Raw genomic sequence first — 23,957 nt, forward strand, 5'->3', positions numbered from 1 at the left:
ATGAGCGATCAGCTGGGTTTCTCCACACGGGCGGTGCACGCCGGGTTCGATCCGGACCCTCAGACCGGTGCGGTGAACGTGCCGATCTACGCGAGTTCGACCTTCGCCCAGGACGGGGTCGGCGGGATGCGCGGGGGTTACGAGTACGCGCGCACCGGGAATCCGACCCGGACGGCGCTGGAGGCGAACCTGGCGGCGCTCGAATCGGGCACCTACGGGCGGGCTTTCGCCTCGGGCATGGCGGCCACCGACTGCGCGATTCGCGCGAATCTGCGCCCGGGCGATCACCTGGTGATCCCGAACGACGCGTACGGCGGCACCTTCCGCCTGATCGACAAGGTCTTCACGCAGTGGGGCATCGAGTACTCGGTCGCGCCGGTGTCGGACGTGGACGCGGTGGCCGCGGCCATGCGCCCGAACACCAAGCTGGTCTGGGTCGAGACCCCCACCAACCCGCTGCTGAACATCGGCGATATCGCGGCCCTGGCCGAGGTCGCGCACGCGGGCGGCGCGAAGCTGGTGGTGGACAACACCTTCGCCTCGCCGTACCTGCAGCAGCCGCTGCTGCTGGGCGCGGACATCGTGCTGCACTCGACCACCAAGTACCTGGGCGGTCACTCCGACGTGGTCGGCGGCGCGCTCATCACCAATGACCAGGAGCTGGACACCAAGTTCGCGTTCCTGCAGAACGGCGCGGGCGCGGTCCCCGGCCCGATGGACGCCTTCCTCACCATGCGCGGCATCAAGACCCTGGCCCTGCGCATGGACCGGCACTGCGACAATGCCGAGACCATCGCCGAATTCCTGGCCAACCACCCGAAGATCGCCCAGGTCATCTACCCGGGCCTGCCCGAGCACCCGGGCCACACCACGGCCCAGAAGCAGATGCGACGCTTCGGCGGCATGATCTCGGTCCGCGTCCACGGCGGTAAGGAAGCGGCCCTGGACTTCTGCTCCAAGACCAAGATCTTCACCCTCGCCGAATCCCTCGGCGGCGTGGAATCGCTCATCGAGCACCCCGGGGCCATGACTCACGCCTCCACCGCGGGCTCCGCCCTCGAGGTCCCGGCCGACCTGGTCCGCCTCTCGGTCGGCATCGAGGACATCAGCGACCTGCTGGCCGACATCGAGCAGGCTCTCGCCTGACACTGGAGAGTTCGGGGGCTTCGCCCCCAAACCCCTATAAACGAAGCGCCGCACCGGTAATCGGTGCGGCGCTTCGTTTGTTCGCGACCGGTTGGTCCCCCGTCAAGCAATTCGGCCCCGAGTCCGTCAGGACCGGGGCCGCTGCGCTGACGGTAGGTCCTCTAGCTGTGGTACGGCTCCGCGGAAACCAGCGTCACCTTCATGACGTTGCCGTTGGGCAGCTGGTATTCGCGGGTCTCGCCGACCTTGGCGTTGATGAGCGCGCCACCCAACGGGGAGTTGGGGGAGTAGGTCTCGAGGTCGGCGCTGCCGAGGCCCTCTTCGCGGGTGGCGATGAGGAAGGTTTCGGTGTCGGACTCGTCGCCGTCGTAATAGACCTTGACGACCGAGCCGGGCAGGGCGACGCCGGACTTGGTGGGCGCCACGCCGACCTTGGCGTTGTTCAGCAGTTCCTGCAGCTGGCGAATGCGCGCCTCCTGCTGGCCCTGCTCCTCACGCGCCGCGTGGTATCCGCCGTTCTCCTTGAGATCGCCTTCTTCACGGCGCTCATTGATTTCGGCCGCGATGACGGGACGGTTGGCGATGAGCGCGCCGAGTTCGCTCGTGAGCCTCTCGTGCGACTCCGGGGTCAGCCAAGTCACGGTCTCAGTCATCTCGATCACTCCCTAGTAGTTGTCCCCGGCAAGCCGGGATTCCCTGATGCCCGCTACCGTGGCCATCCGGAGATGGGCACAGCAGCAGTGGACAGCCAGAGCGATCCCTGGGGAGAGTCCCGACAGCGCCGGCCGTCAATGCAGCAAACACGGCTCCGAACTCCGGAACCGTGTATCGCGTCATTTTAGCACGATTCGGAAAGGCGCAGGTAGAGGCATCAAAGCGGGTCGCGTACCGGACTTTTCACCCGGCGCGCAGGTAGCTCGGCACACGGTCGGTGCACCCGTACACATTGCCCGCCCCGGCGCGGCGGGAGGTCTTGATCTCGGTGACGACCCGGACGGTTCCGGAGTCGGAGCCGGGCACCAGCACTTCGCGGCGGCCGACCTCGTCGGTGTCGCCGTCCATGGCGCGCACGAAGCACACGACCGCCGTGCCCGGATCCTTGCGTGTCACTTTGAAATCCACGCTCACGGTGGAGTCGTCGACGATGGTGTAGCCGATCCGATCCGGCTCGATGGCCTGCGGCCCGTAGGTGCGATAACCCAGATAGGACACCCCGAGACCGGCGAGGATGACGACCGCCCCGAGCGCGTACGGCAGCCAGCGACGCTGCTTCCGCGGCGCGATCCCGTACCGGTCGGCCGGTCTTTCACTCATATCGGGGACGCTCCCGGGGGGTAGGTCGGAACAAACAACGATCGGATGGAACTATAGGGAATGCATTCCTGACGCCCGTGCCTGGACTCCGGCATATAGCTACGAGGTGAAAAACGTGATCGGTGAGGTGAACGAGAAGTGAGTGGTCTTCGCCTCATGGCGGTGCACGCCCATCCCGACGACGAATCCAGCAAGGGCGCGGCCACCACCGCGCGCTATGCCGCCGAAGGCAATGACGTGCTGGTGGTCACCCTCACGGGCGGGGAACGCGGCGACATTCTCAATCCCGCCATGGACACCCCCGGCATCAAGGACCGCATCACCGAGGTGCGCCGCGAGGAGATGGCCGCCGCCGCCGAGGCGTTGGGTGTGCGACAGACCTGGCTCGGATTCGTGGATTCCGGTCTGCCGGAAGGCGATCCGCTGCCGCCGCTGCCCGAGGGCAGCTTCGGGCTGGTCCCGCTGGAGGTGGCCACCGAGGCCCTGGTCCGCGTGGTGCGCGAGTTCCGGCCGCACGTCATGACCACCTATGACGAGATGGGCGGCTACCCGCACCCGGATCACATCATGTGCCACAAGGTTTCGGTCGCGGCCTTCGAGGCGGCGGGCGATCCCACCCAGTTCCCCGACGCGGGCGAGCCGTGGACGCCGCTGAAGCTGTACTACAACCACGGTTTCAGCCTCACCCGCCTCGAGGTCTTCGCCGACGAGTACGAGCGCATCGGCGAGCCGTTCCCCATGCAGGAGTGGATGGACCGCATGCGCAAGTACGCCGCCGAGCGCGGCGACATCATGGGCCGGGTCACCACCCAGATCGAGTGCGCCAAGTACTTCCCGCAGCGTGACGACGCCCTGCGCGCGCACGCCACCCAGATCGATCCCAATGGCGCGTTCTTCGCGGTGCCGACCGAGATGCAGCAGCGGCTGTGGCCGACCGAGGAATTCGAGCTGGCCAAGACCCGGGTCAAGACCGCGATCCCGGAGACCGACCTGTTCGCGGGCATCGACGACGTGGACACCGAAGACGCCGCAGACACCGAGGACTCCGACCGATGATGCTGACGCTGCTCGCCCAGGGCACCAATTCGCCCACCGGCCCCGAGTTCGGCAAGGCCTCACCGCTGGGTCTGGTCATCGTGCTGGTGCTGCTGGCGGGCACGATCCTGCTCATCCGCAATATGAACAAGCACATCAAGAACCTGCCCGCCGAGTTCTCCCCGGAGCACCCGGAGCCGGACCAGGAGGCGGACGAGGGCACCGAACACGGCATCGCCGGTCGCGAGGACGGTGCCGATCGCGAGAGCGAGGACGAGGAGAAGTCCAAGCCCGAGGCCACCAACGGCAGCAACGCATGATCTCCGAAACAGCCACGACCCCGGTCCGATTGGGCCGGGGTCATCTCATATTCGAGGTCGGATATTTCGGGGCCGCCTGACATGCGCGCCGGCGATCAGGTCGGGTCGGCGATGAGGCCGAGGTAGGCGGTGTCGAGGGGGATGTCGACGGCGAACCAGGCGGCGGGGCGGTCGTCGTCGCGGGGGCACCAGGCGGTGGCGATGCACAGGCGGGCGGCCTGGTGGGTGGTCAGGCCGGGGAGGTGCCAGGCGATTCCGGCCGGATCGTGGTAGCGCACACCGTATTCGGTGCTGGTGTCGTAGTCGTCGGTGGGCAGCAGGTCGGCCCAGTCGGCGGGCAGCAGGCGGCCGTCGGCGGCCTGCATGGCCAGGAGTTCGGTGTCCGCGCCGCCGACCGACACCATGAGCCGCTCGGTCTCCACGGTCACCGCCGCGAGGCATTCGCCCGAATCGACGCCGCCGCGCGCATTGGCGGGCAGGTCGGTCATCTCGGCGGTGACGACGAGTCCGGGGATGGCGGACTGGGCGGTCACCTGCCAGACGGCGGCCCACAGCGGCACCGGCGCGCCGCCGTCGAAGGCGGGCACGTCGATGCTTCCGATCAGCAGATCCACCGTCGCGCCGTACTGTCGCCAGCGGTGCAGGTGCGCGCCATTGGGCAAGCGCCACACGGTATCCGGAGTGGCCGGTAGCACGTCCGCGCCGAGTGCGACGGAGAACCCGACAATGCCCAGGGGCGTGTCGATCACGGCCGGGCGACGGTCCGCCCGTTCCAGATGGTCGGTGGGAAGCATGGGTCCATCATGCGGGTCGGCTCCGACGGCCTTGCGGGACGGTGCGGTGGCGCGGCGGATGGTGGGCTGGTATACGGGAATTCGGCTTGTGGATGTACACGGAATGGCAGGTGCGTCGGTGATGCGGCTCGATCCGGGAGCGGATTTCGCTGGATACCGGATCGAGCGGGTACTCGGTGCGGGCGGTATGGGCGTGGTGTACCTCGCGCGGCATCCGCGGCTGGAGCGGGATGTCGCGTTGAAGGTGTTCGGCGGGATGGGGGCCGGGGCCTTGCTGGTCGACTCGCGCGGGCGGGCGCGCTTCGACCGCGAGGCGGCGTTGGCGGCGCGTCTGGAGCATCCCGATATCGTGCCGATCTACGACCGCAGCGCGCCCGACGACGAAATCCCATGGCTGTGCATGCGATACGTGAACGGCGGTGACATCACCGAGTTGATGTCCGCGGCGGGCGGGCGGCTGGGCGCGGCGGAGGCGGTGCGGTTGATCGCCGACGCGGGCAACGCGCTCGACTATGCCCACCGTCAGGGTGTCCTGCACCGGGATGTGAAGCCGGCGAACATTCTGGTGGACCTGTCGGATCGGCAGCCCGGCCGCGCCATGCTCACCGATTTCGGGATCGCCCGCGCCTTCGACGACACGCTGACGCTCACCGGCACCACCGCGACGGTCGCCTATGCCGCGCCGGAGCGCTTCGGCGACACTCCGGCCGACCATCGCGCCGACATCTACTCTCTCGGCTGTACCTTCTTCGAAATCCTCACCGGCAGTACGCCGTTCCCGCGTTCGGATCAGGCCGCCGTCATCTCCGCCCATCTCACCGCGCCACCGCCGCGACCGTCCGAATTCGTCCCGGAGCTGCCGCCGGGCCTGGACGAGGTCGTCGCGACGGCCATGGCCAAGGACCCCGACGACCGCTATCCCGATTGCGCCAGCTTCGCCGAGGCGGCGCTGCTGGCCATCGACGGGACGCGGCCCGCGGCCGGATCAGTGTCCGCACGGAACATCCACGCGGACACCACCGTTCGCGGCGTCCTCCCACCGCGACCGACGACACCGCGACCACCGCCCCGGCCACGTCCCGCACTCGGATTGCGCGAGCGCGTCATGGATTTCGTGACGCTGCTGGCCGGACTGCTGTCGATCATCGGCGCGGTGCTGATCGCGGCGAGCTTCACGGCCCCGTTCGTGCACTACAACGGGGCCGATCAGACCATGGATTCCGTTGTCTACCGCGGACATTACGTCCTGGTGTGCCTGGTGATCGCGGGGTGGTTCATGGGCGCGACCACGGGGTTGCGAATCTTGATCCCGGACCTGCCTCGTGAGATCTGCGCCGCGTTGATCATCGGCACGGCCTTGGCCGGGGCCTGGAGCACCGCTTTCCTGGTGCGCCTCAACGTGCTGTGGACTCGCGACAGTTATGCCCTGGTGGGCGACACGATTCGCGGAGCGTCGGGTGAGCGGTTGGCCATCGCCGGATCGACGGCGCTGGTCCTCGCCGGCGTCCTCGCTGCCGTGGCGCTGATGCTCGGCGACGCGCACCAGTTCGGTTTCCAACTCCCGCGCGACACCTTCTCGATTGTCACCCTGCTGCTCTCGCTGTTCGGTTGCGCGTCCCTGGCGCGGATCGATTTGCCGTCGGAGGACGTCTGGCACTTCCTGCGGCACGACTACGCCTGGCTGAAGATCTCCGCGGTCGCCCTGGCGGCACTGCCGGCGCTGATGTCGTTCCTGCGGCCGCGCAACCTGTCTCGCGCTCTCACCCTGGGGTGGGCGCTCGGCGGACTGGCCGTCTGCTTCTTCTTCTACTCCCAGGGCGAGAATCTCGACGACGCCGGTGTGGCGACGGCGGTGAACTCCGCTGCCACACCGGTCATTCTGTTCGCGGCCACCCTGCTCGGCTCGATCGTCATCAACGCCGTGGCGCTGGCCAAGTCTCACCGCTGAGGCCCGGCCCGGGCGTCGGTGCGAATCGCCCCCGATTGCGACCATGTGAGCGCTGTTCGCAGCTGCGCACACTGTGCGCTAGCCTGGCGGGGCGGGCCGTCGGAGGCCCTGCGAGGAGGGGTTTCGATGGCCGGACCGCAACCGAGTCCGACGGTATGGGCGCGGCCGCGTCGGGAACGGCCCGCCTTGACGGTGGAACGCATTGTGGACGAAGCGGTTTCGCTGATGGATGCCGAGGGCATCGACGCGCTGACCATGCGGGCCCTCGGCGCGCGGCTGGGAGCCGGGGCGACGTCGATGTATCGGCATGTGGCCAATCGCGAGGAGCTGCTCGAACTGGCGGTGGATCGGGCCTATGCCGAAATTCGCGTGCCGCGGTGTGAGCAGCCGGAGCACTGGCGCGAGGCCGTGAGCGGTTACGCGCGCAGCATGCGGTCGATGGTCGCGCGGCACGGCTGGATCGCCGCCGCGCTGCCCGGGGTCGGGCTGTACTACCTGGGCCCGAATGTGCTGCGCCTGAGCGAGAGTCTGAACCAGGTGTTCGAGGTCGCGGGCTTCCCCGCCGCCGAGATCGATATGGCCATCACGGCCGTGCTGGGCTATGCGGTCGGCATGTGCGTCGCGGAATCGGCGTGGTTGACCAAGGTCGGTCGCAGCGGCAAATCCGAGCAGGAGTGTCTCGCCGAGTTGCAGCCGGTGATCGAGCGGGCGCTGGCCGACCATCCGCGGATCGCGCAATTGCGTGCGGCGCGTGGGGAAGTCGACATTCGCGCCGTGCGTGACGCCAAGTTCAACTACGGGCTGGACCGGATGCTCGACGGCCTGCGGAGCAGACCGATCGGCGGGGCGGCGTGACCAAGGGCTGGTACGGGCGTGCGGCCGAAGTCGCGGCGATTGATGCTCTCCTGCGCGGCGCGGAGGCGGGACACAGCGGCGCCCTCGCGCTGATCGGTGACACGGGGGAGGGCAAGACCGCACTGCTGGACCGCGCGGCCGCACTGGCGGGCCCGGGTTGGCAGATCCTGCGGTGCGCCGGGGCGGAGTGCGAATCCGAGCTTCCCTTCGCCGGCCTGCAATGGCTGCTGACCTCGGGCGCGCGCGGCTGTCGCGACCTGCCGATCGGAGCCCTGCCCCCGGGACAGGCCGCGGCGCTGCGGGGAGCGATCGGGTTGGCGCCGCCGCCGGCCGCTGTCGACGTATTCCAGATTGGGCTGGCGCTGCTGTCCCTGCTGGGCGAACTGTCGGCGGCCGGACCGGTGCTGTGCCTCGTCGACGACGCGCAATGGCTGGATCAGGCGACGACCGATACGCTGCGCTTCACCGCGCGCCGCCTGGGCAGCGAGGGCGTGGTCATGGTCTTCGCGGCTCGTCCCGAACCCTTCGGTGCCCGGCCCGAATTCGCGGTGCCCGGTGTGCGCACCATACGTCCCGCGCCGCTGGACGACGAAGCGGCCCGGCGGCTGCTCGACGACCACTGGCCGGAGTTGGAAAGCGAGGTGCGGGAACGGATTCTGGTCGAGGCCAGTGGAAATCCGCTGGCGCTGCTGGAACTTCCGAGCATGGATCCGGACGTGCTGCGGTTGGGCCCGTTGCCGCTGCCGGACCGCCTGCGCGCCGGATTCGAGCACCGGACGGCGTCGCTGTCCGTTCCGGCGCGGACCGCGCTGCTGGTGGTCGCGGCCGAGGAGACCGGTGATCTCGGCCTGATCCTGCGGGCGCTGGGCGAAATCGGGCTCCCCGAACGGGCATTGGTCGAGGCCGAAGCGTCGGGCATGGTGACCGTCGATGACGGGCGGGTCCGATTCCGGCACCCGCTGCAGCGGGCCGCCCTCTACCACGCCGCCGTCTTCACCGACCGGCGCGCGGTGCACACCGCGCTCGGCGCGGCCCTGCTCGACGAACCCGACCGCCGCGTCTGGCATCTCGCCGCTGCCACCACCGGATCGGACGAAACCCTCGCCGCCGCACTGGAAACCGCGGCCGAGCACGCGTGTGAGCAGTCCGGGTACTGTGCGGCCTCGGCCGCCATGGAACGCGCCGCCGGCTTCACCCCGGAGCCGGCGCGGCGCGGCGCGCGTTTGGCCCGGGCCGTCGAGTGGGCGGCCCAGGCGGGGCGGGCCGCCACCGCCCTGCGGCTGGCCCGGGCCGCCGAGGCGCTGCCGCTCTCGTGCGAATCCCGCGCCCGACTCGGTGCGGCCCGCGCGCGGATCGCCTTCGACGACGGCGCGATCGGCAAGGCGCGCGAGCTCCTGATGGCGGCCGCGGCCGAGGTCGCCGGCCCCGAGCCCGAGCGCGCGGCGGCCATTCTGCTCGAGGCCGGCCGCGCGGCCTACCGGCAGGGCGAACTGGACGGCCTCCGGCGGGTGCGGGAGCGGATGGCCGGATTGCCGCTTCCCCCTGAGCGATCGGCGACCTGGCTCGGGGTGCTGGACGGTCCGCTGCGGCTGCACGCCGGTGATCTCGTGGGCGGCATCGCGGGGATTCGCGCGTCGATGGCGTCGATCCGGACCCTGGACGCCGACTCGCTGTCGGTGCGACTGGTGCTGGCCGGGCAGGGATTGATCATCGGTGATGTGGCCGACGCCCGCGATCACGCGTTCGAGTTGGTGGAAGCCATCCGCGAGCGTTGCATGATCGGCTGGTTCCCGGCGGCCGCGGTGTTCCTCGGCAATGCCGAGCTCTTGCTGGGCCGGTTGCGCGAGGCCGACGCGGCGCTGACCGAGGGTCTGCGCATCGCGCGCGATATCGATCAATCGAGCCGGATAGCGCACGCCGAGGGCCTGCTCGCGCTGCTCGCGGCCATGCGCGGTGACGAGCGGGAATGCCGTGACCTCGCCGAGCGCGGCCGGCACTCCGGGCGCGGCGACACCACCTTCACCGACGTCACCCACCGCGAATGGGCGCTGGGCCTGCTGGATCTGGGGCAGGGCCGCAACGAGGCGGCCCTGGACCGGCTCGAGGCCCTCTACCAGACGCCGGATCGGTTGCGCGGGAACTGGGTTCACCTGCTGCGCGACCTGGTGGAGGCCGCCGTGCGGCTGCGCCAGCCCGAACGCGCGGCTGCCGCGATGGCCGAAATCGAACGCTGGGCGGACGCCCTGGGCTCGCCCTTCGCGGAGGCCATCGCGCTGCGCGGCCGGGCCGCCCTCGACGGCGACGGTGACGCCTATGAGAACGCCCTGAAATTGCAAGCGGCCGAAGGGATCTGGTACGACCACGCCCGCACCGCCCTGCTGTACGGGGAATGGCTGCGCCGGGAGCGGCGGCGTGCCGACGCGCGCGTCCACCTGCGGCGGGCGGCGGAGACCTTCGACCGACTCGGCGCGGCGGTCTGGGCCGAGCGCGCTCGCGTCGAACTGCGCGCGGCCGGGGAGAGCCTGGACCCCGCGCCCGTCACCGATCTGACCGCTGGCCTCACCCCGCAGGAACTTCAGGTGGTCCGCCTGGCGGCCGCGGGCGCCACCAACAAGGAAATCGCCGCCCGCCTGTTCCTGAGCCCCAAAACCGTTGGCCACCATCTGTATCGGGCCTTCCCGAAACTGGGCGTGACCAGCCGCATGGAACTGGCCCGCCTGAATCTGGAGTGACCCGCGGCAGCGCCCATTTCGAGCAGGACAGCCTATTTCGAGCCGGACAGCCAGCGCCGGAGACGGCCGGAGGATGCGGGCTTGCGCGGGTTTCGCCGCGCCTGTTCTACCCAGGCGGGCAAGGGTTCTCGTGCCGCGAGCCACGGGTGGGGTGGGCCGCCGACGTAGGTTGCCACGATCCCGCCGGTGATGGCGGCGGTGGTGTCGGTGTCGCCGCCCGCGGCGATGCAGGTGGCCACGGCGGCTCGGTAGTCGCCGAGATGGGTTGCGGCGGACCAGATCGTGAACGGGACGGTGTCCTGGGCGGTCACTCGGACACCATTGCCGAGCTCGGCGGCGGCCTGCTCGATCGAGGCACCGAGGAGGGTGCGGGCGCGGTGAATCAGGCGGGTTGTCTCGCCGGGGTCGAGGCGGTCGAGCAGGGCGGTAATGAATTGCTCTGGGGTGGGGCGGGTTTCGGTACGGCGGGCGTGCGCGGCCAGGGCGGCCGCGTGTGCGATGGCGAGTGCGCCGGAGATGCCCTCCGGGTGGGCGTGAGTCACCTGGGCTGACCGGATGGCTTGGGCGGCAAGCTTTTCCGGATCGTCGAAGTAGTAGGCGCCCAGGGGAGCGACCCGCATGGCCGCGCCATTGCCGCAGGAGCCCTGGCCGCCGAACGCGGCCGCGGTGACCTCCCGCCAGGGCGTGCCGCGCCGGATGCGGCCCAGTGTGTCCACGGTCATGAAGCCGTAGTCGCGGCGCTGGTCGATGCGCTCGGCGAAGGCCGCGGCCAGTCGATCCTGGTCCAGCTCACCGTATTCGAGCAGTTCGGCGACGACGGTCGAGGCCATTTCGGTGTCGTCGGTCCACTCCCACCGTCCGGGCGGCAGCTCACCGGTGGCGAGTTCGGCGAGCGGGCGGCGCAGGACGGGGAATTCGGCCCCGACCGCGTCGCCTACGGACAGTCCGTTCAACGCGTCGAGCATCAGGTCGGCATGCATCGGGTTCGATGGTAACCAACCGCGAAGTCTGCAAGGTTTTCGTAAGCCGATTGTGAGTGTCGGTGGCCAGGCTTACCGTGTGGATGGTCGGACATTGGCGGTTGCGAGGGTGGGTGTTGATGGCTGCGGACGTGATCGGCAAGTACGGGCGGGTGACGGCCGCGATCACGCCCGGCCATCTCGGCGAGGTCGTGATCGAGGTGCGGTTCGGAACCGAACGGTTCCTGGCCCGCGCCGCCGACGGTGAATCGACGATCCCCAAGCACGCCCAGGTACTCGTGGTCGACAGCCTGGGCGGGCGCACAGTAGAAGTCGTTCTCGTGAAATAGAAGGTGCACCGTGGATGTCCTGGTCTTTGCGTTGGTCGGGATCACACTGTTCGCGCTGGTCGTGCTGGTGACGCTGTTCCGCATGGCGTGGCGCGTCGCCGAACCCGATGAGGCGCTGATCATCTCGGGCTTTCGAGCCGGAACCGGGCCGGGCGGGTCGGGTGAGAGCATGGGGTTCCGCATTGTCACCGGACGCGGCTGCCTGGTCGCCCCCGGGCTCACCAAGGTCCGCCGAATCTCGTTGGAGGCGCACGAATCCCAGATCGTGGTGCCGTGTGTGAGCCGCCAGAAGATCAACCTGCAGCTCACCGGCGTGGTCATGTACAAGGTCGGCGACGATTACTCCTCCATCGCCAATGCCGCCCGCCGCTTCCTGGATCGGCCCGCGGACGAGCTCGAGACCAAGGTGCAGAACGTCTTCATCGGTCACCTGCGCGCCATCGCGGGCTCGATGACCGTGGAGGACATGATCAGTGATCAGGACAAGTTCTCCGAACAGGTCCGGGATCGCTGCTCGCACGAGATGGAGTCCTTCGGTCTGGTGATCGACTCCTTCCAGATCCAGTCCATTGCCAGCGAGTCGAATTACATTGCCAACCTGGCGGTTCCGCATCAGGCGGAGGTCGAGCAGCACGCCCGCATCGCGCGCGCCCTGGCCGAGCGCGAGGCCATCGCGCAGGAGCAGGCCGCCCAGGCGCAGGTGGCGCTGTCGGTGCGCGACACCCAGATCAAGAAGGCGGGCTACCAGGCCGAGGTGGACCGGGCCACCAAGGAGGCCCAGCAGCAGGGCCCGCTGGCCGAGGCCACCGCGCGTCAGGCCGTGGTCGAGGTCGCCACCCGGGTCGCGCAGCTCGAGGCCCAGCAGAAGGAGCAGCAGCTCCAGGTCGAGATCCGCAAGCCCGCCGACGCCGAGGCCTACCGGCAGACCACCCTGGCCGCCGCGTCGCGTGACGCCCGCATCAGCCAGGCCGAGGCCGACGCCCAGGAGACCCGCCTGCGTGCCGAAGCCGCTGCGGCGCAGACGAAATTGCAGGCGCTGGCCGAGGCCGAGTCGATCAAGGTGCGGGCCGCCGCGCAGGCCGAGGCCACCCGGCTGACCGGTCAGGCCGAGGCCGACGCCATTCAGGCGCGCGGTCTCGCCGAGGCCGAGGCCGTGCGCGCCCGCATGGCCGCGGAGGCGGCGGGCATCCAGCAGCGCGCCGAGGCCATGAGCAAGAACCAGGAGGCGGTGATCGCCCAGCAGGTCGCGGAGAATCTGCCGGAAATCGTCGCGGCGGCGGCGAAGCCGTTCGAGCACGTCGGCCAGTTCACCGTGCTCAATGGCGCACAGGGCGTCACCTCGGCGCTGGCCGAGATCATCCAGCAGGCGGGCACGCTGACCTCGATGGCCCGCGAATCCCTGCTCCCCGCCCTGAAAACCGAACCGGCTACCAACGGTGAGGTGAAGCTCACCTCGTAAACCGTTCGCGCCTCGTAAACCGTTCGCGCACAGCCCGACCGCCACGTGGCGGCCGGGCTGTCGTGCGTTCTAGTCCCGGTTGTGGTGGGCGGCGGCCCATTCCTTGCTCCAGGTGCGCACGGCGTCGAGGACCGGCTCGAGCTTGGTGCCGACCGGGGTCAGGGCGTAGCGGATTTCCACGGGTCGGGCGACGGTGATCTGGCGTTCGACGACCTCGGCCTGCTCGAGTTCCTTGAGGCGTTGGGAGAGCATGGCGTCGGTGATGCGGGGGATGCGGTCGCGCAGTTCGTTGAAGCGGGCGGGTCCGGCCAGGAGGTGCTGGAGGATCACGCCCGTCCAGCGCTTGCCGATCAGTTCGATGGCGGTATGGAAGTCCGGCTCGCTCATGGCTCCATCTTTACATGCTGTAGCGCGATACACACTTGATAGTGCACTATAAAAAACATAGTCTGCTCTTGGTAGTTGAGTAGAAGCTCCTCGGGGAGGAAACGACATGACCACACAGCGCATGGGCGAGCTGGAATTCTTCGTGGGACGGTGGGACGCGCCCGGCGTCTTCCACGAAACCCCTTTCGGCGCACGCAAACCCATCGATATGCGCATCGACACCGTGCGTGAGCCCGGCGGATTCTGGATCACCCTGAACACCGCCGAGCTGCCCACGCCGGACAATCCGGCGCCGCTGAGCGCCCGCTACGTCTGGGGATACGACTCGGCCACAGACGAATTCGTGGCCGACTGGTACGACAGCAATGGCGGGCGCGGAGTCCAGCGGTCCAAGGGTTGGGAAGGGGATCGGCTGGTGTTCCTCGGCACGATCACCATGAACGGTGCCACCGTTCCGCTGCGCGACACCTTCACCCGCCGGGGGCCCGACGCCTACCACCACATCGGTGAAATCGATTTGGGCGCAGGGTGGATCGCGGTGGACGAGGAAGAGGCGGTTCGGCGGGAGGCTCGGGCATGAGCATCGATATCGGGATCGCGTCACTGGCCGATCTACAACCGGTCACGGTGGACGGCAGTATGCGCGGCGCGGCCGAGCGGGTCGAGCAGATCGTGTCGTTGGGGGTGCTGGCGGATCGGTTGGGGCTGGATCACTTCGGGTTGGGGGAGCATCACAATGAGGACTTCGTGGTGTCGTCACCCGCTGTGGTGTTGGCCGCTATCGCCGCTCGTACCAGCAGAATTCGGCTGACCAGCTCGGTCACCACACTGGGGGCGCTCGACCCGGTGCGGGTCTATCAGGACTTCGCGACGCTCGATCTGCTGAGTGCGGGGCGCGCGGAGATCACCGTGGGGCGCAGCGCGTATCCGGAACCGTTCACGCTGTTCGGGGCCGACATGAGCCGCTATGACGAGCTGTTCGCGGAGAAGCTGGATCTGTTGCTGCGCATACGATCCGAGCCTCGGGTGACATGGCAGGGTGAGTTCCGGCCCGAGTTGGCGGACGCCGTCGTCACACCGCGAGCCGTCCAGGATCCGCTGCCCGTGTGGCTGGGTGTCGGCGGCACGCCGGGCAGTGCCGCGCGGGCCGGAAGACTGGGCCTGCCAATGGTTCTCGGCTACATCGGCGGCTCACCCGACCGCCTGCGAGTCCTGGCCGAGATCTACCGGGAGGCGGGCGAGCAATCCGGCAATGCCGACAAGCTGCGACTGGGTGTCGCCCTGCACTACTTCGGTGCGCCCACCATGGCCGAGGCCGCCGCCACCTATCGCTACTACTACGACTTCCTGCGCCCCAAACACCCCGGCGGTGGCGGATTCATCGTGACGCCACGGCAATTCCAGGAGGGCCTGCGGGCCGGTCGGCACCTGATGATCGGCACCGGCGAGCACGTCACGGCCAAACTCGCCGAGCTGTACGAGGCGGTGCGCTTCGATCGGGTTCAGGCCCTGGTGGATTGGGGTGGGCTGCCCCGGGAAGCGGTCGAGGAGTCCGTGCACCGGCTCGGCGAGGAGATCGCACCGAGCCTGCGCGGCCTGCGGTCGCGGCCGGAAGGGGTGCCGTCACCGGTGTGACAGGGCATCCAGCGACTCGACCAGACCCTCCCAGCTCACGCGGTCGTTCTCGGTGTCGCCGTGAGGATTTCGGAAGGTGTGGAGGTAGAGGGCGACCTCGGTGAGATCCCAGCGGAGACGGTACATGTCGAGCAGGTCGGGGATCAGCGCGCGGCCGGTGCGGGCGGTGTATTCGCGCTGGGCCGTGCCGTCGGTGGGGGAGAGGTCCCAGAGGTCGCGCTCGGGTGGGGCGATGCGCGCGGACTCCCAGTCGATGAGGACGAATCCGGACGGCGTCCTCATGGTGTTGGCGGCGTGCGGTTCCCCGTGGGTGAGGACGGCGCGGGCGGGCTGGGAGCGCGCGAGATCGGTGTAGCCGTCGTAGCGGTCGAGCGCGCGTCGGATGTGGTCGCGGTGTTCGGCGATCCGTTGGGCCGCGCGCAGGGTGTACGGCCCGGTGACTTCGGCTGTGCTGCAGGGAGTCTCGAGCTCGCGCTCGAGCTCCTTCCTGCGGTCGATCTCGAATTCGTCGACCAGGGCCGCCGACCACAGCTCCGGTGCGGACGAGTGCAGCGCGATGAGCATGTCCAACACGGCATTCAGGTGGCCGGTCTCCCGGTATTCGCCGAAGGCGAAGCCCTCGCCGTCGATGTGGGAATACAGCGAGACCGCGAACTCGGTGCCGAGCGGCGCGATCGAGTGCCCGTCGAGTGTCGGCTTCGGCGCGATGACGAACTCGAAACCGTTGTCCCTCAGTCGGATGGCGGTTTCCAATGCCCCCGCGAGCGCTTCGAAATCGACCGATCGAGCCTCGTCCACGGTCACGAACCACCGCGTGCCGCCGCTACCCACCTCCCAGTGGTGGCTGCCGAACCCGACCGCCCGATACTCGAGCCGGTCCGCCACGATCCCCCAGCTCTCCCCGCAACACCCGAGCCAGATCGTCCTCACGAAAGCCATCCGGTGGATTCAGCACGATCCCGACCCTAGCCGCCGCCCGCGCTGCGTCCGCGTCCCGGCAGGTCGGTCCACGGTCAGCACCGCAAATCCGGATCTGCGGCGAATCGGGAATGATATATCCTCATTCGCGGAAAAATGGGCGGGATAGTTCCGCGGACTCGCCTACGCTGGGTTGATGAGCGTGCCCGATCTGCCAGCGGAATTGGTCGAACTCCTCGGCCGGTACGAGTTCGCCTTCCTGGTCAGCATCGGCGAACTCGGCCCCCACACCACCCCGCAGCAACCCGCCCTGGTCGGCGGCGTCTTCACCATTGCCGCCCCCGGACCCGTCACCTGCCGCAATATCACCGCGAATCCGGCCGTCACCCTGCTGTGGCCGCCGTCGCCCACCGACACCCACGCCCTCATCATCGACGGCCACGCCACCCTGCGGGACTTCACCCTCGAGATCGCGCCCACCCTGGCCGTCCTCCACCACACCGGAAACGCCGCCGCTGGTTCCCGCCGCTGTGCCGACTGCCGCCGCTTTCACCTGGCCCCACCGTCGCTGCTACGAACCACGTGAACGCCACAGCGCCGTGACCTGCGAAAAGTTTCCTTCGCCGGGCGAGGGGCGTCTGCCTGTACATGCGAAAACTATTCGAATCCACGCTGCTCTCGCTCGATGGGGCGGTCCGCGATCCCGGCTCCTGGGCACTGCAATACTTCACCGAGGAGAGCCAAGCCGATGCGGTGGCGCGCCTGGGCCACAGTGACGCGATGGTGATGGGCCGCACCACCTATGCGGCCCTCGCCGCGCAATGGGCGCACGCCGATGGCGAATTCGCCGCGGCGATCAACGCGATCGCCAAGTACGTCTCATCCTCGACGCTCGTCGATCCGGAATGGTCCAACACCACGGTGATCACGGGGAATCCGGAGGAAGCGGTCGCGAAGCTGAAGGCCGAGGGGGACGGGGATCTGACGATGTACGGGCATGGACACTCAGCCGCACCTTGTGGGCGCACGGATTGGTGGATGAGCTCATCCTGTCGGTGCATCCGAAATCCGGTGTCGTCGTGCTGGAGTACGTGGTCGTCAACCAGGAGTGAGCGGTGTCGGCGGTCGACTCCGACCTCAGCCGTGCGTTTTGCACATCGAGGTCGTGACGCGCGCACTACAGCGCGGCTTTCGCGAGTGCGACGGTGTTCTTGTTCGAGATGACTCGCAAAGGAAAGAGCACCATGAATATCGCGTACCACGTCGTCGGAGTCGTTGCGGCACTGTGGATCGGCTTCTCCGGCTTCTCCCTGTTCACCCGCAAGCAGTTCGTGGTCGAACCGCTCGAGCAGTACAGCGTCCCCGCCTCGTGGTGGAACTGGCTGGCCCTGGCCAAATCCGCTGGTGCGCTGGGGCTGATCGTCGGTTTCTTCCTCCCGCCGATCGGCATCGCGGCCGCCATCTGCCTCGTTCTCTACTTCCTTGGCGCCTCGGCCACCTCCATTCGCGCCGGGCACGCGGCCTCGGCCATCTTCCCGGTGCTCTACCTCGTCCCCGCCGCCGCAACGATGGCGCTCCAGCTCGCCAAGTGACGCCAGGGGGAGGCCTCGGCGTTCAGTTCACCGGTGTGGCGTAGCCGCGGATGGTGTCCTCGATCGGTCGCCGAGCCCTCGGATCACCGAAAGGCTCGGCGCCATCGAGGATTTCATCCAAGATGGCGGCACGGTCGAGCGTCGCGGGAACGCGATGCGCCTCCCGCGCGCTCACCACGACCGCCAGCAGAACCGCCGCGTAAACCCGCGAGCGCGGCGCGGTCAGCCGCCACCCACACCGCTCCAACTCCCGAATCCGCGCCTCCACGGCTTCGAGCACATCCTGAATCACCTGCAGCTCGATCGGCTCGAGATCATCGCACGGCATGGCGGCCCGCCAATCGGACTGTGCCACTACCGAACAACGCCACCTCGAGCATGGCGAGGGCATACCGCCACGCGCCACACGTGCGTCTCCGATGCGGGGTCGGCCGCCGCCGCACGGCCCGCCCACCCCTGCGCTCGGACTCGATGCGCTCGACAATCGACTGGACCGACCACGGGTTCTCGCCGGACATCGCGATCTTCCTCCCTGTCGCAGTGGAGCTTTCAGCACACCACCGACATAGAACCGGGTGTCGCAGAATCGGGTACCCGATCGAAAGTCACCCGAAGGCCCACCGCGATATCCGATAATGGTCTCCGCAGCACCCGATTTCGTGACCTGATCCACCCGGTTTCGATGATGAGGGAAGTCGGCATGGCCAGCGGTGATGACCACGACGAGGCGGAGGGTGCCTCGGGCTCCACCTTGCCCAGGCGGCAACTCGGTCGCTTTCTGCGGGAGTGTCGGGAGGCGAACGGCTTCACGATCGCCGCGGCGGCAAAGCTTGCGGATCTCTCCGCGTCCGCTTTGCAGCGGATCGAGGCTGGGCAAACGCAAAAAGTGCGCAAACAGGACGTGCGTGCGCTCTGTGAGGTGTACGGGGTCGACTCCGAAGAGCTGCGTGCCGCAATGGATCTGGCGGCGATCGCGCGAACCCAGAGTTGGTACCACGCGTACGGCGGGCTGTACTCGGACGCATTCAACATGTACACCGGCCTCGAGGTCGCGGCGAACCGGCTGACCACCTATCACGAACACATACCGGGACTGCTGCAAACCGCCGACTACGCCAGGGCGGTAATCGGCGCGTACCCCGGATTCACCAGTCGCGCCGATATCGATCGCAGGGTCGAGCATCGAATGAAGCGGCAGGCCATCGTGACTCGCAAGACCCACCCCGTCGAACTGGAGGTGCTGCTACACGAATCCGCGTTGCATCGCGTGATTGGTAGCCGGTCGATCATGGCCGCTCAACTGCGGCATCTCGCCGAAGTCTCCAAACTGCCGAACGTGCAGGTGCGAATCCACCCATTCGCCGCCGGGCTGACGTGGGGCATGCCGCGCGGCTCGTTCACCCTCCTCGAGTTCGAGCCCGACGGCGAACGCGGCGAACCCCCGGTCGTGTACATCGAAGGCGGCCCTACCCAGGACGTCTACCTGGAAAAGCCCGACGAGGTCCGGCTATACAGTGAACTTGCCGCGGCAATTCGCAGCGCCACGCTGGAGGACGGATCGACTCGGGAACTGATTCGCCGGGTCATCAAGGAGTACGAACATGGCCAACACTGATCTTCACGCAGCCACGTGGTTCAAGAGTAGTCACAGTGGGAGCCAAGGCGACTGCGTCGAGGTGGCGTGGCTCGGGGGAGGGGCCGTGGGGGTGCGGGATTCGAAGAATCCCACCGGTCCGGCGCTGGTTTTCGCGGCGGGCCAATGGGATTCGTTCACGGCCGGGGTGGTGGCCGGGGTGTTCGATTGTTAGCGGCGGCAGTCTGCCGGCTACGCCGACCATGATGGTGAGGGGTCACGCTCTGCTGGCCTTCGTGCCATGAGCTTGCTGTCGATCTGTCGGGGACAGGCGCTGACAATGATCCAGCCGAACTCGTCGTGACCCTTGCCCTGACCTACGGCAGTGGCTCATAGGATTCGACTCTCGCTGCCAGCTGAGCGGTGAAGGTCCGATCGGCGACGAGCATATGCCGCTCGTAGCAGATGAACTCCGACTGCTGTGTGGCAGAGCATAAATCACTGTCGAGCTCGGCTATTCGCTTCTCCAGCGAGGCTACTCGATGTCGCAATAGTCGGGCCGTCTCTTCCGCCGAGCCGACTTCGTTCAGGAACGAGAGTGCCGCGCGGTAGCGGGGGAATTCCCGCTCCGGCTCGGAGAGCCAGGCACGCAGCCAGTCCCGCATTTCCTGCGTACCGGCTTCGGTAATGCGGTAGATGGTGCGTACGGGCCGGTTGCCCTCTCGCTCGGCCCCGGCGATCTCGATTAACCGTTGTCGCAGGAGGATTTCCACCGCGTTGTAGAGCGCGCCGAAGCTGATCCGGACGCTACTGTCCCTGCCGCTCTCTTGGAGTGTCCGCGAGATCTCGTACGGGTGCATCGGCCGCTGCCGCAACTGTACGAGGACGGCCAGCATCAGCGCGTTGATCCGCCGAAAAGGCTGTCCTGCCATGTCTGTCTCCTCGAGGAACGGTGCCTGGGTGCTCGCGGGTGTTACGCGGCCGCCCAACTGTGCGACGCGATGAGGGCAATGCGACGCTCGGGGTGAATCCATCGCACCGCGGCGGGGCATTGCGGTGGCGTGACTGGGGTGCCGCCCATGACCCGGGACAGTACGAGCAGCACAGCCGCCAGTTCGGTATCGGTCGGCTCGCCGTGCTCGATGCGTATGACCGGAAGTTGTTCTTGCACTGAGTTCTACTTTCTCTCGACATGCGCTCGACGCGCTGAGGATGGCCTCACTGTGGCTGGTTGCCATGTTTGCGCAAGGGCAGTTCCGCGTGCTTGTTGCGCAGCATTGCCAGGCCGCGGATCAGTACGGCCCGAGTGTCGGCGGGGTCGATGACGTCGTCGACCAGTCCGCGCTCGGCCGCGTAGTACGGGTGTATGAGCTCGGTGCGATATTCCTTGATCTTTTGCTGCCGCATGGCATCCGGGTCGTCGGCCGCCTTGATGTCGCGGCGGAAGATGACATTCGCCGCCGCCTCGGCGCCCATGACGGCGATCTCGTTGCTCGGCCAGGCCAGAGCGAGATCAGCTCCGATCGAGCGCGAATCCATCACGATGTACGCGCCGCCGTAGGACTTGCGGAGGACGACCGACACCCGCGGGACTGTGGCATTGCAGTAGGCGTAGAGCAGTTTGGCGCCGTGCCTGATGATGCCGCCGTGCTCCTGTGCCACGCCTGGCAGAAAGCCGGGCACGTCGATCAGGGTGACCAGTGGGATATTGAAGGCGTCGCAGGTCTGCACGAACCGCGCCGCCTTCTCGGCGGCGACGATGTCGAGCACACCGGCCAGGACGCTGGGCTGATTGGCCACCACCCCGACCGCGTGCCCGCCCAAATGAGCCAGTGCGCACACCACATTGGTCGCCCAGTGTTCCTGCACTTCGAACAACAGTCCCTCGTCCACTATCTCTTCGATAACCGCCCGCACGTCGTAGGGCTGATTGCCGTCAGTGGGGACCAGGTCGTAGAGACACTCGACACGGCGGTCGGAGGGATCGGCGCTCGGTGCACTCGGTGGCTGCTCCCGGTTGTTGGACGGCAGCATCGAGAGCAGCGCACGAACATCGTGCAGGCATGATGGCTCGTCATCGTAGGCGAAGTGGGTGACACCGGAGACCTGTGAGTGCACATCCGCGCCGCCGAGACCGTTCATGGTCACGTTCTCACCGGTGACCGCGGCCACCACATCGGGGCCGGTGATGAACATTTGTGCGGTCTCGCGCACCATGAAGATGAAATCGGTGAGCGCTGGACTGTACGCGGCACCGCCCGCGCACGGTCCAAGGATCACGCTGATCTGGGGAATCACCCCGGATGCCTTGGTATTTCGCTGGAAGATGCCCCCGAATCCGGCGAGCGCGCCGACCCCCTCCTGGATGCGGGCTCCGGCCCCGTCGTACAAACCGACCAGCGGTGCGCCCGCTCCGATGGCCAGATCCATGAGCTTGTGGATCTTCTGTGCGTGAGCCTCGCCCAGTGCGCCACCCAGAATACGGAAGTCCTGTGCGAACACGAACACTGTCCGCCCGTCGACGGTGCCCCATCCGGTCACCACCCCGTCGGTATGGTGGCGGCGGTCTTCGAGCCCGAATCCTGTTGCGCGGTGCCGCCGTAACTGCTCGATCTCCTGGAACGACCCTTCGTCCAGTAGGAGGGCGATGCGTTCGCGTGCGGTGAGTTTGCCCTTGTCGTGTTGGCGCTGCGATGCAGCCGGGTCGGGGCCGTCCAGCACCGATCGTTTCAGTCTGTCGAGCTCCTCGACGCGGTCCCGCATGGCTGTCCTCGCTGTAGGTGTGCTGTCCCGCGGTCACCGCTGCCGCGGGGTTGGAATCGGGCACTCTGTCGATTCCGCTGTGCCCCAAGGCTATTCATGGTGGTCGGAACGCTCCTCGAATTCCACTGGAGTCGATGCTCCGGCGAGGTGCTTGATCTGCGGATATCTGTTGACGTGCAACAGAGTCGGTCGATGTCTGTATGATGGCCTCGATCGCCCTTCGAGCTCGGCACGAGTCGATCTCCCAAGAGTGTGGCTTGGGTGTACACGGCCCAATCGAGCAGGCGCTCTTTTGTATGTTGCGTGATTATTGGGGGATAGTGGAGTGAAGATCCGCATTCTTGGACCTTTTCAAGTGACAACTTCTACAGGCGCTGATATCACACCTTCGGCGCCGAAGCTGCGAGCAGTTCTCGCGCTTTTGGCGCTTAATGCGGACACCGTGGTTCGCATTGATCAGTTGATGTCCGAGTTATGGGAGGATAATCCGCCCAGGAGTGCCAGCACCACATTACAAACATACATCTATCAATTGCGCAAGCTGCTGCGGAACACATCGCAGTCGGATGATTTCCTGGAGACAACGCAGACCGGATACATACTGCGTATTCCGACGGACACGTTGGACGCCAAGATCTTCGAGGATCGCGTGGCGGCTGGGCGTGAGCATCTCAACGCGGGCAACCTGAACCACGCGGCGGCCGGATTGGCCGCAGCGCTGGAAATGTGGCGGGGACCGATGCTGGGCGCAGCCAGCATGGGGCCGATCCTGCAGGCGGAAACGGTGCGCCTGGAGGAATTGCGCAAAACCGCACTGGAACAGCGATTCGACGCTGATCTGGAACTCGGGCGACACCGGCAACTCATCGGCGAGCTTGCCGCTCTGGTGGCCGAGAATCCGATGGACGAGGGAATTCGCTACCGACAGATGCTGGCGATGTATCGCTCGGGCCGCCGGGTCGAGGCGCTCACGTCCTATCAGCAACTCCGTACGGTGCTGTCCGAGGAGCTCGGGCTCGAGCCCTGTATGGAGCTACAGAAATTGCATCTGTGCATTCTCGGTGAAGATCCTGTGCTCGATTACGTCGAGTCGTCGAATGCCGGTCGCATGGGCACACTGCTGGGAGTGCGCCCGCGGCAATTACCGCCGGATGTCGCCCTGGTCGGCAGAGACGCCCAGATCCGCGAAGTCGAGCGAATTTTCGGCACGCGAGACAGCGGATCCGTCGTCGTCGAGATCAGCGGGGCGCCGGGCGCCGGTAAGACATCGCTGGCCATTCGTGCCGGACATGCGGTTAAGGACGATTTCCCGGATGGTCAGCTATGGGCCGAATTATGTACCGCCGATGGTGAATTGGTGACTGCGGGTGAGGTGCTCGGCGATTTTCTGCGTGCGGCGGGGTTCGCGGATTCGCGGATTCCGAATGATACGAACATGCGCGCCCGCATGTTCCGGAGCTGGACCGCGACGAATCGGGTTCTGATCGTGCTGGACGATGTGGTCCGGGCCGACCAGGTGCTGCCGTTGCTCCCAGGCGGCACCGGTTCCGGTGTCATTGTCGTCAGCCGCCGGGTGCTGGGTCTGCGGCCGACCGGCGTCGTACGGGCCACCCCGCTGACCCGGCGGGCGTCCTCGCGGATGTTGGCCAACCTGCTCGGCGCGGATCGCATCGGCGACGACATCGCCGCCGCCACCCGAATCATCGAGTCGTGCGAAGGCAATGCCGCGGTATTGCAGGCGATTTGTGACACGCTGCTGCAGCGACCGCATTGGCCGCTGGACCGGGTGCTGGAGGAAGCGACGCTCGACACCGTGCCGGGACACTTTTCACCGACGCGGCAGCCGGGCCGGGAGGTATTGCTCAAGATACTCGGCCGCACCCACGATCTGTTGTCGGCGGCCGCGCAGTCGGCGTTCCACACGCTGGTAGTTCTCGATGGTCCGGTATCGAAGCTGATGGCGGCCCAGATGCTCTGTGCGACCAATGATTACGCGGAGGCGGTACTCGAGGAGCTGGTCGAGTTCCATCTGTTCGATGTGACGCCGACGGTGGGCGAGTTCATGTACGAGTTGGCGGGCATGTTCCGCGGTGCGGCTACCGCATTGGTCGGGATGCAGGAGATCCCGCGCGCAGGGTAGGGGCAGGATGTGTCCCGCGCCATTGCGGGACACATCC

The 23,957-nt window shown here is 67.4% G+C and carries 25 protein-coding genes; 15 read left to right on the forward strand and 10 right to left on the reverse strand.

Going from position 1 to position 23,957, the window contains the following annotated elements; translation table 11 throughout:
• A complete protein-coding gene (locus tag VMT65_RS02940) occupies window positions 1–1,146 on the forward strand; it encodes a cystathionine gamma-synthase (protein WP_326306345.1) in 1,146 nt (381 codons plus the stop codon).
• A gap of 161 nt (window positions 1,147–1,307) precedes the next feature.
• Here VMT65_RS02940 and greA read toward each other — a convergent pair whose 3' ends face one another.
• Window positions 1,308–1,799 carry a transcription elongation factor GreA gene (gene greA / locus VMT65_RS02945; protein ID WP_040812412.1) on the reverse strand — a complete coding sequence of 164 codons (492 nt, stop codon included), beginning with the start codon at window positions 1,797–1,799 and terminating at the stop codon, window positions 1,308–1,310.
• A 244-nt stretch (window positions 1,800–2,043) separates the two neighbouring features.
• The gene (locus VMT65_RS02950; RefSeq protein WP_326306346.1) at window positions 2,044–2,460 is read right to left on the reverse strand and encodes a DUF4307 domain-containing protein; all 417 of its coding nucleotides are present in this window, start codon (window positions 2,458–2,460) and stop codon (window positions 2,044–2,046) included.
• A gap of 156 nt (window positions 2,461–2,616) precedes the next feature.
• Between VMT65_RS02950 and mca the strand changes: the two genes are divergently transcribed.
• Window positions 2,617–3,516 (forward strand): mycothiol conjugate amidase Mca, encoded by a 900-nt coding sequence (mca, locus tag VMT65_RS02955; protein ID WP_326307422.1) that lies wholly within the window; start codon window positions 2,617–2,619, stop codon window positions 3,514–3,516.
• Window positions 3,516–3,815: a hypothetical protein gene (locus VMT65_RS02960; protein ID WP_326307423.1), complete on the forward strand. Its 300-nt coding sequence runs from the start codon at window positions 3,516–3,518 to the stop codon at window positions 3,813–3,815. Before mca ends, VMT65_RS02960 begins: the two co-directional genes overlap by 1 nt.
• A gap of 95 nt (window positions 3,816–3,910) precedes the next feature.
• On the opposite strand, the gene VMT65_RS02965 is transcribed toward VMT65_RS02960, so the two are convergent.
• Window positions 3,911–4,609: a hypothetical protein gene (locus VMT65_RS02965; protein WP_326306347.1), complete on the reverse strand. Its 699-nt coding sequence runs from the start codon at window positions 4,607–4,609 to the stop codon at window positions 3,911–3,913.
• Window positions 4,610–4,712: 103 nt separating this feature from the next.
• Between VMT65_RS02965 and VMT65_RS02970 the strand changes: the two genes are divergently transcribed.
• The 3 genes from VMT65_RS02970 (at window position 4,713) to VMT65_RS02980 (ending at window position 10,144) form a co-directional block, all read left to right on the forward strand.
• Window positions 4,713–6,557: a serine/threonine-protein kinase gene (locus VMT65_RS02970; protein ID WP_326306348.1), complete on the forward strand. Its 1,845-nt coding sequence runs from the start codon at window positions 4,713–4,715 to the stop codon at window positions 6,555–6,557.
• 126 nt (window positions 6,558–6,683) lie between these two features.
• Entirely contained in the window at window positions 6,684–7,412 is a 729-nt protein-coding gene (locus VMT65_RS02975; RefSeq protein ID WP_326306349.1) for a TetR/AcrR family transcriptional regulator, read from the forward strand.
• On the forward strand, window positions 7,409–10,144 hold the full coding sequence (locus VMT65_RS02980) for a helix-turn-helix transcriptional regulator (RefSeq protein WP_326306350.1): 2,736 nt from the start codon (window positions 7,409–7,411) through the stop codon (window positions 10,142–10,144). The genes VMT65_RS02975 and VMT65_RS02980 overlap by 4 nt, the downstream gene beginning before the upstream one ends.
• 32 nt (window positions 10,145–10,176) lie before the next feature.
• Here VMT65_RS02980 and VMT65_RS02985 read toward each other — a convergent pair whose 3' ends face one another.
• A complete protein-coding gene (locus VMT65_RS02985; protein ID WP_326306351.1) occupies window positions 10,177–11,124 on the reverse strand; it encodes an ADP-ribosylglycohydrolase family protein in 948 nt (315 codons plus the stop codon).
• Between the two features lie 119 nt (window positions 11,125–11,243).
• Here VMT65_RS02985 and VMT65_RS02990 point away from each other — a divergent pair, with 119 nt between their 5' ends.
• Window positions 11,244–11,453 (forward strand): hypothetical protein, encoded by a 210-nt coding sequence (locus VMT65_RS02990; RefSeq protein ID WP_326306352.1) that lies wholly within the window; start codon window positions 11,244–11,246, stop codon window positions 11,451–11,453.
• A gap of 10 nt (window positions 11,454–11,463) precedes the next feature.
• Window positions 11,464–12,912, forward strand: a complete 1,449-nt coding sequence (locus VMT65_RS02995) for a flotillin family protein (protein WP_326306353.1) — start codon at window positions 11,464–11,466, stop codon at window positions 12,910–12,912.
• Between the two features lie 69 nt (window positions 12,913–12,981).
• On the opposite strand, the gene VMT65_RS03000 is transcribed toward VMT65_RS02995, so the two are convergent.
• Window positions 12,982–13,299 carry a winged helix-turn-helix transcriptional regulator gene (locus VMT65_RS03000; protein ID WP_326306354.1) on the reverse strand — a complete coding sequence of 106 codons (318 nt, stop codon included), beginning with the start codon at window positions 13,297–13,299 and terminating at the stop codon, window positions 12,982–12,984.
• A 106-nt stretch (window positions 13,300–13,405) separates the two neighbouring features.
• On the opposite strand from VMT65_RS03000, the gene VMT65_RS03005 reads away from it, so the two are divergent.
• On the forward strand, window positions 13,406–13,879 hold the full coding sequence (locus tag VMT65_RS03005; protein ID WP_326306355.1) for a hypothetical protein: 474 nt from the start codon (window positions 13,406–13,408) through the stop codon (window positions 13,877–13,879).
• Complete coding sequence (locus VMT65_RS03010; protein WP_326306356.1) at window positions 13,876–14,934, forward strand: LLM class flavin-dependent oxidoreductase; 1,059 nt, start codon at window positions 13,876–13,878, stop codon at window positions 14,932–14,934. The genes VMT65_RS03005 and VMT65_RS03010 overlap by 4 nt, the downstream gene beginning before the upstream one ends.
• Here VMT65_RS03010 and VMT65_RS03015 read toward each other — a convergent pair.
• Window positions 14,923–15,873, reverse strand: a complete 951-nt coding sequence (locus VMT65_RS03015; RefSeq protein ID WP_326306357.1) for a phosphotransferase — start codon at window positions 15,871–15,873, stop codon at window positions 14,923–14,925. The two genes, VMT65_RS03010 and VMT65_RS03015, sit on opposite strands and share 12 nt — an antisense overlap.
• A gap of 175 nt (window positions 15,874–16,048) precedes the next feature.
• Between VMT65_RS03015 and VMT65_RS03020 the strand changes: the two genes are divergently transcribed.
• Complete coding sequence (locus VMT65_RS03020) at window positions 16,049–16,438, forward strand: pyridoxamine 5'-phosphate oxidase family protein (RefSeq protein ID WP_326306358.1); 390 nt, start codon at window positions 16,049–16,051, stop codon at window positions 16,436–16,438.
• Between the two features lie 658 nt (window positions 16,439–17,096).
• Window positions 17,097–17,444, forward strand: coding sequence for a DoxX family protein (locus VMT65_RS03025; protein ID WP_326306359.1), 348 nt, complete (start codon window positions 17,097–17,099; stop codon window positions 17,442–17,444).
• Window positions 17,445–17,466: 22 nt separating this feature from the next.
• Here VMT65_RS03025 and VMT65_RS03030 read toward each other — a convergent pair whose 3' ends face one another.
• A complete protein-coding gene (locus VMT65_RS03030; RefSeq protein ID WP_326306360.1) occupies window positions 17,467–17,799 on the reverse strand; it encodes a hypothetical protein in 333 nt (110 codons plus the stop codon).
• A gap of 345 nt (window positions 17,800–18,144) precedes the next feature.
• On the opposite strand from VMT65_RS03030, the gene VMT65_RS03035 reads away from it, so the two are divergent.
• Window positions 18,145–19,059: a helix-turn-helix domain-containing protein gene (locus tag VMT65_RS03035; RefSeq protein ID WP_326306361.1), complete on the forward strand. Its 915-nt coding sequence runs from the start codon at window positions 18,145–18,147 to the stop codon at window positions 19,057–19,059.
• Window positions 19,046–19,252, forward strand: coding sequence for a DUF397 domain-containing protein (locus VMT65_RS03040; protein WP_326306362.1), 207 nt, complete (start codon window positions 19,046–19,048; stop codon window positions 19,250–19,252). Before VMT65_RS03035 ends, VMT65_RS03040 begins: the two co-directional genes overlap by 14 nt.
• 142 nt (window positions 19,253–19,394) lie before the next feature.
• Here VMT65_RS03040 and VMT65_RS03045 read toward each other — a convergent pair whose 3' ends face one another.
• Genes VMT65_RS03045 through VMT65_RS03055 form a run of 3 tightly spaced genes read right to left on the reverse strand, consistent with a single transcriptional unit; the run spans window position 19,395 to window position 21,780 of the window.
• A complete protein-coding gene (locus VMT65_RS03045; RefSeq protein ID WP_326306363.1) occupies window positions 19,395–19,949 on the reverse strand; it encodes a PadR family transcriptional regulator in 555 nt (184 codons plus the stop codon).
• A 41-nt stretch (window positions 19,950–19,990) separates the two neighbouring features.
• Window positions 19,991–20,188, reverse strand: coding sequence for an acyl-CoA carboxylase subunit epsilon (locus tag VMT65_RS03050; protein ID WP_326306364.1), 198 nt, complete (start codon window positions 20,186–20,188; stop codon window positions 19,991–19,993).
• 47 nt (window positions 20,189–20,235) lie between these two features.
• Window positions 20,236–21,780 carry an acyl-CoA carboxylase subunit beta gene (locus VMT65_RS03055; RefSeq protein WP_326306365.1) on the reverse strand — a complete coding sequence of 515 codons (1,545 nt, stop codon included), beginning with the start codon at window positions 21,778–21,780 and terminating at the stop codon, window positions 20,236–20,238.
• Between the two features lie 325 nt (window positions 21,781–22,105).
• Between VMT65_RS03055 and VMT65_RS03060 the strand changes: the two genes are divergently transcribed.
• Entirely contained in the window at window positions 22,106–23,920 is a 1,815-nt protein-coding gene (locus VMT65_RS03060; RefSeq protein WP_326306366.1) for an AfsR/SARP family transcriptional regulator, read from the forward strand.
• The last annotated feature ends 37 nt before the right edge of the window (window positions 23,921–23,957 follow it).

The sequence above is a fragment of the Nocardia sp. CDC153 genome (assembly GCF_035818515.1).
Taxonomy (GTDB): Bacteria; Actinomycetota; Actinomycetes; order Mycobacteriales; family Mycobacteriaceae; genus Nocardia.